This is a genomic window from Aeromonas sobria (assembly GCF_006243315.1).
GTDB lineage: Bacteria > Pseudomonadota > Gammaproteobacteria > Enterobacterales > Aeromonadaceae > Aeromonas > Aeromonas sobria_A.
The window spans coordinates 1-11,305 of the sequence record NZ_NKWE01000071.1 but is presented as its reverse complement, the minus strand read 5'-3'; the positions used below and the strand labels follow the sequence as shown (position 1 = coordinate 11,305).

Below are 11,305 nucleotides of genomic sequence, written 5' to 3'. Positions count from 1 at the left end.
CACGTTCTCCCAGCAGCTGACCTGGGGGATCAGATCAGAAATGCGTCGAGCGACTCGCCACTTGCGATAGCAGCAGCGATCTGGGCAGGCATGCGGCCCTGACCGGTCCAGGTACGCGCTTCACCCTCTACCAGGTAACGGTACTTGGCCGGACGTGGCGCACGCTTTGCTTTCGCCCCCGCATCGGCCCCGGCGGTCAGCCCCCGGCCACTGAGCAGATCTTCCGGCGAGAGCCCTTCTATTGCCAACAGTTCTCTGAACTCAGCAAGTTTCTTCTGATGCTCCAGCTTGGCCGCTTGATCTGTTTCGGCAGCTTTTAGCTGCTCCTGGACGACGGTATCAAACTTCTCTTTAATTTCCTGCAACTGCTCGAACGGCAGATCACGGACAGCTGCACGAAGGCTGCGGATATTCAATAACACTTTCAGAAAGTCATTCACCGGCAACACTCCTGGTTATGGTCATGGATGAATACGAAAAAAACATCGAGAGCGCTATTAATAGCGCTTCTGTGAGGCAATATAAACGAGCTCCATCATAGAGCTTATCTAGCTATTCTTAAAGCCTTGTAGTTCGCCTGTGCGCGATATGTGAGGTATTACACTGATATTGAAGGTGCCAGCCTGCCCCCTCCCTGCAAAACCGTCTTTAAGGCCCGTGTAGCCTGACGTTCCACTGAGGTTGATCGGCCCCTTTATGGGGCATGACAGTGGCAAGCTGGTGTGTTGGGGGAGGGGTGTGGGGACGTGTCCCCACGAAGAGGGGTTATATTCTGACCGGCGGCCAGCGTTTTTTGCTGGCCTGCAAGGTCAAGCATTTTATGGGTAATTTTTATCTGGCGGCGGGCGCTTGCGCCCTGCATAGCCAGGCATTTTATACATCCTGAACGTAGAGAGGGATGGTATTACAGAGTCTCTAACCATTTTCTTAAAGCATATTAACAGTGAACAGTTAAAAAAAAATCTCATGACCTAATTTTTGTATCAAATCACTTAAATTTTCATATTCATAAACCATCCACAGTGACAGGGGGCGTTTTGGGCAGGTAATGGCCTGTTACTCACAACAGGTGTGGAAAATCGGGCTGTCAGCAGGGCGGACGGGGGGGAAAGGCCTGCGGCAGGCAGGGGTGGGCACCAGCGTGGCTGGTTAGTCGGTGGGGTTAGCGGTTGTTCCTGGCTATCCAGTCGTCCAGGCTGGGGAACGCTCGCCTGAGCTGTTCGCTGTACCAGGTTTCTGGTCGCCCTGGGTATTGGCCATAGAGATTGGTCGCAAACTCGAGCTGTGCCTGGCTGTATTGCCGCTGCAGCTCTTTGCGCGTGTCGCGGTCGTGTATCACCGGCGATTTGTCAGTAGAGGATGGGGGATTGGTTTTGATGCCCTTTTCACGCTGCTGCTCACGCAACCGGCGATTGGCTATCTCGGGGTCGTGCCTGTCAGGGAACTGCTGCTTATGGCTGTCAGAGTCCAGTTTCAGCGCCTTGGAGCAATGGGTACGGAACGCCTTGAGCTTCTCATAGCTGATCCGCCCCAGCGCCACGAGAAAGTGCATATTGACCGTTTTAATCCCCGGCCTTGCCCTTATCGTGCCATCCTCCAGCGTTTCGTACTGTTTGTGTATGTCAATCGCCCCACCAATCTTTAAGCGCCGTATAGCCCGCCAGAAGCGCTGTGTTGGTCTGTTGACCAATTGTTTGGTCTCTTTATCAATCGCGTCCTCTACCATGCCCGCGATGGTGGCGATCTCGACCATGGTACGATGGATAAAGCGCCCGTCAGGCAGCGGAGTACCGACCCGCAGGCTGGCAAAATCGGTGCGCGAGAGGATCGCCTGCATGACCAGGCTTTCAGCTTCGCGAGCTTCTGATCTGTTTTGGCGGGGTTTGCCCGATAGCTTGTTGATCTTGCCGCTCAGATTGGCCAGCGTGGGTAAGAGCGAGGGCTTGGCATAATAGTCACGCACCTTGTCGATCAAGGTTTGGATAAAGTGCGGCAAGGGTTTCCTGGTCTCTGGCTCATTGAAGTGGTGCCAGGCAGGTGCATCAGGACGATGGCCACAGCGGTTGCCGGTGCCAAGCCATTTACCAGGATGAGCATAATGACTGCGCCCCCACATGAATGGGGTCTCTTTTGGCGAGTTAGTGTCAGCAGCTCTGCATATGTCCTCTTGAGAGGAATGCGCCCCACTTGGATAGAATGCCTGTAAATCTAAATGCAACACCCTTTACCCAAGCTTAGGAACTGGGTAAATACACGTTGCCCGCTGCAGTTCGTTCTTCGCGTAACACTTATGGTCCGAATACACGCTTATCTCCGCCATAATGGGCGGGTTGAACCAGATCAGTCCCTAGAGTAAACTCTGTCTTGTGATTGAGGAGTTTACCCTTTATCGAGGGAAATTCTTTCAGAAGGCCAGCCTGCCAGGGCTGGCCTTCTTCATTTCTGGAAACCGCCATTTCAAATTAAGTGGGCTCAAAAGCACCACGGTCAACTAGCTGCGCCCATCCTTTGAGCCTATCAATTTCACCCTGCTATCTTTGACCATAACAAGTTTTGGATCAACGGTAATGATCGGCGTCAGACCAAGTTTTTTGTGATCCAAGTCACACAAAACAAAACAAAATAACACTTTAAGGATCCAAAAAAAGCAAAATCAAAGCACACAGCCAGTCTAATCTAGACTAGTTTAGACTAGTCCAAACCATTGTTGACTAGAAGTCTTGGACACGATAATGTTAACGATAGAATATCCACAACATGCCCAACTTCGGAAGGTGAAGACGTGAAAATAGCATCCATTTGGAACCCTAAGGGGGGCCAAGGAAAAACTACAATGACCATCAATTTAGCAGCTGCCGCCTCCAAGTTAGGGCTCATAACTCTTGTGGTGAGCAGGGATGTCCAAGACGACGATATGTCAGTGTTTGGCCAAGGTGATTTTCCCTTCACTATTGTCAAATCATTACCTTCTGAAAAACCAAATGCAGACTTAGTACTTATCGACTATCCCGCTGGCTATCGTGAAAAACCAGATAGCCATGTTGTGGTATGCCCCGTCGTTCCATGTAGACTGGATTATGCTGCATATATAAAAGCTAGGCACATTCTTGACGGTTGCGATGTAATAGAAATTTGCAACAGAGGAGATATGAGAAGAAAGGATGAGCGGGATTTTATCCTTTTAATGCGTAAGGATGGAGCAAGTGTTGTAAGAAATAGAGCTGTTTTTATTAATGCACACAATCAAAGCAAAACAATTTTTGATTCTGATTTCGCTAAAACAACTAGAATAGGTGAATCAAGAGCAGAAATAGAAGGGGTTTTAGCTAGAGTATTGAATCAGAAGGTAATTTGATGATGGCAAAAAAAATAGGTGTCGCAAGCTGGGTTGAGGATACGAGAAGAAAGTCTGAAGAGGCTGCAAAAGAAGGCCGAAAACTAATAAATGAAGAAGGAGTTAAGACAAAAGAGCAATCAGCAAACATAATGTTTGAATATCCTTGGCAAATGCACGATCCGGATAGCAAGGAACGAGAGAAAACAGTATCATCTATAAAAGTTAACGAGTTTACAAAGGAAGTCCTTATTTATCTATCTAAAGAAACTATGGTCTCAGAAAGAAAAAGAATAACAAATATTGTCGAGTTAGCGGTACGTGATATTGCGGAGAAAATTGAAAATGGAAAATTTAAATCAAATTAATGTTAACCAAACGAAAAATTAAAAAAAGCTAACGTCACATCAACACAGCAATTGGGGATTTCTCCCCAATTAAGACCCGTTGCCTACTTCAAGCCGCTGGCTGCAAGAGCTTGCACCCTCCTGCAACCAGCTAACCCAAACCTTGATATCCCAAGGAGTGAGCTATGTCAGATAATACCCTTCGGGGGCGCCTTTTTGAAGCACCGTATCATGTGAATGCCTTACTAGCCTTTGCTTGCCCATCTAATGCGCTAAGCACTCGGCAGAGAGTGATATTGATTCAGGCTGCTATCCGTCAAAATAATGTCATTTTGACACACAAAGGAGGCGTTCAATGAACACTCTCAATCCTACCCAAGTTAAACGTTTTCGAAAGCTATTCCCAGAGTTGGATGAAGACCTGGCAGTGGTGGTTCTTCTCTATGCCACTGGAGCCACACAAGCAGAAGTCGCTGAAATTTTGGGGCTATCTTCCAGAAGACCTATCGAAAGAATGCTGAAAGAGGTCGCAAAACAGATGGCACTAAGCTCTGTACCAACAATTCGCGTTGTTGTGCAGAATCGGATCTATTTTGCCCTTCTTGATTTTTTGGCTCGGTAGCAAATTTTATGTTGGCCAGAGGAATCGCTCTTCTACATTACAGCCTATAAGCTTTGTAACCATCCACTGCTATAGGTGACTGGTAGCATCTATTTTTTTATCATTAATTTGTTAATCCGTTCTTTTTAACCTCCATTATCTTAACCATGTAAAAAAGTCAAGGTGCATTAATGCACCTAGGCTTTTTCATTGTTTTATTTCATCGTAGCTTGGAATTAATCAGTGCCATCATGGCTGTTACCCACCAAATTATAGGGTGATATTGTGAGTAAAGATAAATATCTAAAAATTGCAAGCCAAGCGGCCCATCTGGAACGATTCAGAAATTTCACGCCTGCCAGTGAACTATGGCTTATTGCCCAAGGGCTCGCGGTTACCCAGGCTGACTGTACTTGGTGTGAATTGCGGGCGGATACATGTCGCGTTGCTGCTGAAGGAAAAAGATTCTCTATCAACAACAATGAGTCAAAAAATTAGTCGTCCAGATACAAGACTCTGGTTATCAGGAGTCTTGTATCGGTGCGATTAATGCACCGAACATAACAATTCACATGGAGAATTTTTGTATGAATGTAGCTGTTCAAGAACGGACACAACTCAACCCAAAACACCTGTTGCGGGTCATGGCACTCATGGCGGTCGCGGTTCTGGTTACCCTGTTTACCTTCGGTCAGGCTCATGCTGTCGACATGCTGGCTGGGCAATCAGGTACCGTCAACGATACCTTTGGGGCCAACTCGACCGTCGCCAAGTGGATCATTTTGGCTGAAGTAATTATCGGGGTTGCCTCCTATATCAAAACCAAAAACCTGCTGCTGCTGTTTGGTGTCATTATCGTGGTTGTATTCACCACTGTTGGCTTCCAGTTGGCCGCATAATATCGGGTGGCACTATGCAATCGGAAGACAGTATTAATAAATACCGCTTTCCGAAAACCTTGAGTGAACAGCGTCGTTTCCTTGGATTACCGTATGACGAGGCAATCCCCACATTTATTCCACTCGCATGGGGACTTTATGCGGGCAGCCAAATGCTGGGTATTTGTGCGGCGGCGCTGATTTGGTTTTCGATTAACACAGCAAAAAAAGGGCGAGGGTCAATGTGGCTCTACAACATGCTCTATTGGTATTTCCCGACCACCCTTTTTCGCGTGGTATTCAAAACCATCCCTGACTCCAGTTTTCGGCAATGGATTAGATAACAATGGAATTATCAGCTCGTGACTCAACCAACAAGATGGTCGCTATCGTCATCGTCGCACTATTGCTACTGCTGACGCTTAGCCTGATATCGACCATTTTTCTGGTCGTCCAGAATAGATATCTCTCCACACACAGGGAGAAAATTGTCACACCGATGGCATATAACGCCCCGTTCGTGATATCCGAGGCCAATAGTAGCGCCTCCCACATGCAAATGATGGCGCTCTCGTTTATGGCGCTGCGGCTGAATGTCTCCCCCGCCACCGTCGATGCCCAGCATGATTTTTTGCTCGGCTACGTGAAAAACAGTGCGCAACCGGATTTTAAACTCGTCCTTGCCAAGGACGCCCAGCAAATAAAGCGCAACGAAGTGAACTCGGCCTTTTATCAAACCCAACTCAATGTATTCCCTGCCCAAAATCGCATTGATGTCCGGGGGGTGCTTAAAACCTGGATTGGCAATGGCAAACCCCAGTCTGAAATAAAAGACTATTCAATCCAGATCGCCTATGAAAACGGGGTAACCAGCATCGTTAAATTCTGGGAGGTGACAAATGACAAACCGTAAGCCGTTTCATCTATGGCGATGGCTCCCTCTCCTGGTGCTCGCCGTTGCTCCCACCACCATGGCCGCCACTGCGGTTACCCTGACCTTTTCGCCAGGTGGACACCTGGATTTGCCGATCAGCAATGTCAATCCCAACCTAATCGTGGTGCCCGGTGATCGCGTGACCAACATCAGCAGCACAGCGGGCCTGTTGACCGACAAGAAAAACACCCAGGCAGGCGCGGCACTGTTCTCCACCGCCAGCGACAAGCCGTTCACCCTCTATGTCGAAACCCGGCTGGGCCAGGTGTTTTCTATCAATGCCACCCCGCGGGCCACCGAGGGGCGCAGTTACCGCCTGTTTCCCACCACCCCGACACCCCGCCCGGTCGCCAAGGTGTGGGAAACCGCCCAGCCCTACGAATCCATGCTGGTTGCGCTCAATCGCGCACTGCTGCGCGGCGCACTGCCTGAAGGTTACGGCCCCGCCAGCATCGACAACGAAGCCCCCTTCACTCGCGCCGGGTTACAAGCCACGCCCGATTCCGCATGGGATGGCAACGCAGTGCACATTGTGCGCTACCGCCTGACCAACCCGCTCTCTGTGCCGGTGGTATTGCGCGAACCGGATTTCTGGACGCCGGGTACCCGCGCCATCATGGTGCACCCCAGATATCAGCGCCTGATCGCCGGGGCATCGACCTGGCTCTATGTGATCCGCACACAGGAGCACACCGATGGCCAACATTAATGCGATAACCAAGCGCAAACAGATCATGCTCGCCTCATCCGTCGCGCTGATCGTCGTCGCTGGCGGTGCGGGTGGGTGGTATCTGTCCACCATGGATCAGCGCAACGCCGCTAAGGCGGCCCAAAGCGAACCAGCCCCGGACATGACCGGGGTCGTCAATGCCCAATTTGATGACAAGGTACAGCAGTCGGCTGTCACCGAGTTTCAGCTCATCAACAAGGAAGTGCGCCAGCAGCTGGCCACCATGCGCACAGAAATGGCCATGATGTCCCGTGAGCGCAAAAATGATCAGGAGCGTCTGGCCTCACTGGAAGCCGAAAACAAGGAGCTCAAAGCCACCACCGCCTCCGGCCCCTCGCTACAGGCCCCCACTGGCGAACCCGCCCCCAGCTCGGCAAATCCGGCGCAAATGGCCAACGGCGACATCCCGCCGCCAACCGCCTTTTATCCCGGCATGGGTAACGTCCAGCCAGGGCAAATGACCATTCAACCAATGGCCCCGGTGCAGCCGGTCAATGCCATCGATTCCACCACGTTCAGTTATGACGATGACCAGCCCAGCCAGGCCCCTAGGTACCCCTACATTCCGTCCGGGTCATTTGCCAAGGCGGTTGTCATTGAGGGGGCAGATACCAACGCCGCCGTCACCGGGCAGCAGAACACCTCCCCAATGCAACTACGCCTGACTGGCAAAGTGCAAATGCCAAACGATCACGAATACGACCTGACCGGCTGTTTTGTCACCCTGGAAGCGTGGGGGGATGTCTCCAGTGAGCGGGCCATCGTCCGCACACGCGGGATCAGCTGTAAAAAGAGCAACGACGTGATCGACCAGAAGATCGCCGGTCACGTCTCGTTCATGGGAAAAAACGGCATCAAGGGCGAGGTCATTATGCGTAACGGCCAGATCCTGGGCTGGGCCTGGGGGGCAGGCTTTATTGATGGCGTGGGTAAGGGCATCGAAAAATCAGCCAGTCCGCAAGTGGGGATCGGGGCTACCGCGACCATGAATGGCGGCGACATAGCCAAAGCAGGCATTGGCGGCGGCGCGGGACAGGCGGCCAAAACCCTCTCTGACTACTACATCAAACGCGCCGAGCAGTACCACCCCATCATCCCGATTGGTGCGGGCAATGAAGTCACGATGGTGTTTCAGGACGGGTTCCAGCTCGAAACCATCGCCGAGGCCGCACTCAAAAAAGCCAATAAAGCGCCGGTGCCACAACAGGACGATGTATTAGCCGATCCCAGTGTCGCCCGTTCATTCAAAGACATGAAAGTGGGCGATCTCGTTGACCCCCCACTCCATCAATGAGGATAACCAACATGAAACGATTTTTATGCCTGTCCGTGTTCTGCGCCCTGCTGGGCGGGTGTGCGGGTAGCGCCAGCGAGTTTGAATGCAATGCCACCACCAGTGACCGTTGCATGACCATGGATCAGGCGAACGAGATGGCCCGCAAAAAGACCGAAGGGGACACCAGGGGAAAGCAGGCTGCGGGCGGGTTGCCCGCCCTGGTTGAGTTGCCAGCCCCCTCTGTATCGCCGCTCGAAACCCCCGTCATGACCACCGTGCCCGCCCAATCTGCGACCACGATGCCCCCGTCAGCGCGCATCAGCCCGACGCCGCGCCCGCTCACCACCGGTGCGCCGTCGTCCTCACCGCTGCGCACTATGTTGCCCGTGTTGAGCAATGAAGTCTGTGCGCCGCCGCGTTGCGACAATCTGGGCGAAGCCACGCCCCTGCGGCTGATAGATGCCACGGCTTCGGTCTGGATCGCCCCCTGGATTGATGCCTCCGACGTGTTTCACCAGCCCGGACGGGTCTCCTTTGTGGTCACGCCAGGCACCTGGCAGTTACCGCAGCAGTTAAAGTAAGGAGTCTGTTATGGATGTTATTACTGCAACCGTTGAGCGCCTTTTGGCTGCCATCAAAAAACCGGTAGGTGCGGTGCAAGCCAATAAGATATTGGGCGACCTGCACTATCCCCAGCTATCCAGTATGTTGCCATATCGCTTTTACGATGCCGATAGCGGGCTATACGTGAACAAAAGCACGGTCGGCTTTATGCTCGAAGCCACCCCCCTCATCGGGGCGAATGAGCACATCGTCCAGGTGCTCGATGATCTGGTCAAAAGCAAACTGCCACGCAAGGTGCCTATCTCGGTGCATCTGGTGTCGACCAAGGTTATTGGTGACCAGATTGATCACGGCATTGCCCAATTCAGTTGGCAAGGCAAACATGCCGAGCGCTTTAACCGCATCACGCGGGCCTTTTACCACAGCGCTGCCCATGGCCGGTTCGGCAGCCCCACCAATTTGCCGCTGACCTTGCGCGATTATCGGGTCTATATCTCCTATTGCGCCAAAGCCAAAAAACTCGACAAGACCGCTATTACCGAGCTGAGCCACCTGCTCAAAATTGTTCGCGCATCCCTGGAATCCGCCAAGATCGCCACCGCGCAGGTAGACCAGACGGCATTCGTGAACATCATCAACCAGATGGCCAACCACCGGCCCGAGCAGATCATCGCCACGCCCAAAAACCTCCAACAGTACGATGAGCTCAATTTTCAGTGCCTTGACCGCAGCACCAGTCTCGAAGTGAAACCGGATTATCTGCTGCTAACCCTGGATGCAGGTGATGGCCAAAAATCCCGTGCCCGGATCATGAATTTCATGCTGGAGCAAAACCCGGACCTGTTCATGCTCTGGCAAGGGGGGGATAACATCAGCAACCTGCTCAGCCCCGATCTCTGCGTGGCCAGCCCCTTTGTGCTGACCATGACCCTGGAAGCCGAGGAGCAGGTGTCCACCCAAAACGAAGCCACTCGCAAATTCTTCGACCTCGATAAAAAGGCCAACTCCCCTTATGGCAAGCTCTTTCCCGGCGTGGGTAAACAGGCCCAGGAGTGGGGGGCGCTGCGGGAAAACCTCAACAGCAATAGCAGCTGTCTGGTGCGCTATTTCTTCAACCTGACCGCATTTTGTCCCGATGATGAAGAGGCGGCCCTCATCTGTGAACAACAGGTGATCAACACCTTCAAGAAAAACGGCCTGCACCTCTACAGCCCGGTTTTCATGCAGATGCGCAACTACCTGGCCATGTTCCCGTTCTGTGCCGGTGAGGGATTGTGGGATGATCTGAAAGCCTCCGGGGCCACCTCCCGCGCCGAAAGCACTCAGGCGGTCAACCTGCTGCCGCTGGTCGCCGATAACCGGCTGTGCCAAAGTGGCCTGCTCGCCCCCTCCTACCGTAACCAATTGGCCTTTCTCGATATTTTCGACACGGGCCTTGGCAACACCAACTACAACATGGCGGTCAGCGGGACCTCCGGGGCCGGTAAAACCGGCCTGGTGCAACCCATCTTGCGCAGTGTGCTCGATTCGGGCGGCTCGGTCTGGGTATTTGACATGGGGGATGGCTACAAGAGCTTTTGTGAAAACGTCGGCGGGACCTATCTCGACGGCCAGAACCTCAAGTTCAACCCCTTTGCCAACATCACCAATATTCATGCCTCCGGTGAGCGGATCCGTGATCAGCTGTCGGTACTGGCCAGCCCTAACGGCAAGCTCGATGAAGTGCATGAAGATCTGTTGCTGCGCGGGATCCTCAACGCCTGGAACGTCAAGCAACAAAAAGCCCGTATCGATGATGTGGTGGCGTTTTTAAAAACCGAACGCGACCATGAGCACTATGCCAATTCGGCCTCCATCACCTCGCGCATGGACGAGATCATCGAGCTGCTCGGCAAATATTGCTCAACCGGTATTTACGGGGAGTTCTTCAACTCAGACAGCCCCTCGCTGACGGACGATGCCAACATGGTGGTGCTCGAGCTCGGTGGCCTGCAGGACAAACCCTCCTTGCTGGTCGCCGTGATGTTCTCGCTCATCATCTATATCGAGGACAAGATGTATCGCTCCGACCGCAGCCTGAAAAAGGTGTGCTGCATCGATGAGGGCTGGAAACTCCTTAACTTCAAAAACGACAAGGTGGGGTCGTTCATCGAAACCGGTTATCGCACCGTGCGCCGTCATACCGGCTCGTTCATCACCATCTCGCAAAACATCAAAGACTTTGATGCCGATGATGCCAGCAGCGCCGCCAAGGCGGCCTGGGGCAACTCGGCGTTCAAGGTCGTCCTCAAGCAGGATGCTAGCGAGTTCAAGATCTACAACCAGAACCGCCCCAATCAGTTCAGCGAGCTCGAGCGCCTGGCCATCAGCCGCTTTGGCGATGCCAAAGATCAGTGGTTCAGCTCCTTCATGCTGCGCATCAATGACACCAGTTCGTTCCACCGGCTGTTTGTCGACCCCCTCTCTCGCGCCATGTTCAGCTCCAACGGCAAGGACTTCGAGTTTCTGCAACAGCGCCGAGCCGAAGGCGTCGACATTCACGACGCGGTCTATGAGCTGGCACTGCTGCGCTTTCCCGACGAAATGGAGGCCCTTGCATCATGGCACCATTAATCCCCCCGCCGCCCACGGACAACTCCCC

13 protein-coding genes are annotated in these 11,305 nt (G+C 52.6%); 11 read left to right on the top strand and 2 right to left on the bottom strand.

Features of this window, described 5'->3' with window-relative positions:
* Window positions 1-29: 29 nt before the first annotated feature.
* Together CF137_RS20290 and CF137_RS20285 are read right to left on the bottom strand one after the other, a co-directional pair.
* Window positions 30-440, bottom strand: coding sequence for an H-NS family histone-like protein (locus CF137_RS20290; protein ID WP_085044666.1), 411 nt, complete (start codon window positions 438-440; stop codon window positions 30-32).
* 722 nt (window positions 441-1,162) lie between these two features.
* Window positions 1,163-2,116: a plasmid replication protein repA gene (locus CF137_RS20285; protein WP_232790175.1), complete on the bottom strand. Its 954-nt coding sequence runs from the start codon at window positions 2,114-2,116 to the stop codon at window positions 1,163-1,165.
* Window positions 2,117-2,782: 666 nt separating this feature from the next.
* Between CF137_RS20285 and CF137_RS20280 the strand changes: the two genes are divergently transcribed.
* The 11 genes from CF137_RS20280 (at window position 2,783) to traC (ending at window position 11,277) form a co-directional block, all read left to right on the top strand.
* Window positions 2,783-3,355 (top strand): ParA family protein, encoded by a 573-nt coding sequence (locus CF137_RS20280; protein WP_101318656.1) that lies wholly within the window; start codon window positions 2,783-2,785, stop codon window positions 3,353-3,355.
* The gene (locus tag CF137_RS20275) at window positions 3,355-3,702 is read left to right on the top strand and encodes a hypothetical protein (RefSeq protein ID WP_101318658.1); all 348 of its coding nucleotides are present in this window, start codon (window positions 3,355-3,357) and stop codon (window positions 3,700-3,702) included. The genes CF137_RS20280 and CF137_RS20275 overlap by 1 nt, the downstream gene beginning before the upstream one ends.
* A gap of 334 nt (window positions 3,703-4,036) precedes the next feature.
* Complete coding sequence (locus CF137_RS20270) at window positions 4,037-4,303, top strand: hypothetical protein (protein WP_101318662.1); 267 nt, start codon at window positions 4,037-4,039, stop codon at window positions 4,301-4,303.
* A 264-nt stretch (window positions 4,304-4,567) separates the two neighbouring features.
* The gene (locus CF137_RS20265) at window positions 4,568-4,780 is read left to right on the top strand and encodes an ANR family transcriptional regulator (protein WP_157830682.1); all 213 of its coding nucleotides are present in this window, start codon (window positions 4,568-4,570) and stop codon (window positions 4,778-4,780) included.
* A gap of 89 nt (window positions 4,781-4,869) precedes the next feature.
* Window positions 4,870-5,181, top strand: a complete 312-nt coding sequence (locus CF137_RS20260) for a type IV conjugative transfer system pilin TraA (protein ID WP_063975730.1) — start codon at window positions 4,870-4,872, stop codon at window positions 5,179-5,181.
* Window positions 5,182-5,195: 14 nt separating this feature from the next.
* Entirely contained in the window at window positions 5,196-5,504 is a 309-nt protein-coding gene (gene traL, locus CF137_RS20255; RefSeq protein WP_042468477.1) for a type IV conjugative transfer system protein TraL, read from the top strand.
* Window positions 5,505-5,506: 2 nt separating this feature from the next.
* Window positions 5,507-6,073, top strand: coding sequence for a type IV conjugative transfer system protein TraE (traE, locus tag CF137_RS20250; RefSeq protein WP_042468478.1), 567 nt, complete (start codon window positions 5,507-5,509; stop codon window positions 6,071-6,073).
* Window positions 6,060-6,803 (top strand): type-F conjugative transfer system secretin TraK, encoded by a 744-nt coding sequence (gene traK / locus CF137_RS20245; protein WP_101318664.1) that lies wholly within the window; start codon window positions 6,060-6,062, stop codon window positions 6,801-6,803. The genes traE and traK overlap by 14 nt, the downstream gene beginning before the upstream one ends.
* The gene (gene traB / locus CF137_RS20240) at window positions 6,790-8,118 is read left to right on the top strand and encodes an F-type conjugal transfer pilus assembly protein TraB (protein ID WP_139721272.1); all 1,329 of its coding nucleotides are present in this window, start codon (window positions 6,790-6,792) and stop codon (window positions 8,116-8,118) included. The genes traK and traB overlap by 14 nt, the downstream gene beginning before the upstream one ends.
* 11 nt (window positions 8,119-8,129) lie before the next feature.
* Entirely contained in the window at window positions 8,130-8,681 is a 552-nt protein-coding gene (gene traV, locus CF137_RS20235; RefSeq protein WP_139721270.1) for a type IV conjugative transfer system lipoprotein TraV, read from the top strand.
* Between the two features lie 10 nt (window positions 8,682-8,691).
* Window positions 8,692-11,277, top strand: coding sequence for a type IV secretion system protein TraC (gene traC / locus CF137_RS20230; protein WP_005320903.1), 2,586 nt, complete (start codon window positions 8,692-8,694; stop codon window positions 11,275-11,277).
* Window positions 11,278-11,305: the final 28 nt, after the last annotated feature.

Coding starts and splice junctions, on each gene's coding strand:
- CF137_RS20285 (WP_232790175.1), bottom strand. CDS start 2,116: ATGTGGGGGCGCAGTCATTATGCTCATCCTGGTAAATGGCTTGGCACC.
- traE (WP_042468478.1), top strand. CDS start 5,507: ATGGAATTATCAGCTCGTGACTCAACCAACAAGATGGTCGCTATCGTC.
- traL (WP_042468477.1), top strand. CDS start 5,196: ATGCAATCGGAAGACAGTATTAATAAATACCGCTTTCCGAAAACCTTG.
- traB (WP_139721272.1), top strand. CDS start 6,790: ATGGCCAACATTAATGCGATAACCAAGCGCAAACAGATCATGCTCGCC.
- traC (WP_005320903.1), top strand. CDS start 8,692: ATGGATGTTATTACTGCAACCGTTGAGCGCCTTTTGGCTGCCATCAAA.
- traK (WP_101318664.1), top strand. CDS start 6,060: ATGACAAACCGTAAGCCGTTTCATCTATGGCGATGGCTCCCTCTCCTG.
- CF137_RS20270 (WP_101318662.1), top strand. CDS start 4,037: ATGAACACTCTCAATCCTACCCAAGTTAAACGTTTTCGAAAGCTATTC.
- CF137_RS20275 (WP_101318658.1), top strand. CDS start 3,355: ATGATGGCAAAAAAAATAGGTGTCGCAAGCTGGGTTGAGGATACGAGA.
- CF137_RS20260 (WP_063975730.1), top strand. CDS start 4,870: ATGAATGTAGCTGTTCAAGAACGGACACAACTCAACCCAAAACACCTG.
- traV (WP_139721270.1), top strand. CDS start 8,130: ATGAAACGATTTTTATGCCTGTCCGTGTTCTGCGCCCTGCTGGGCGGG.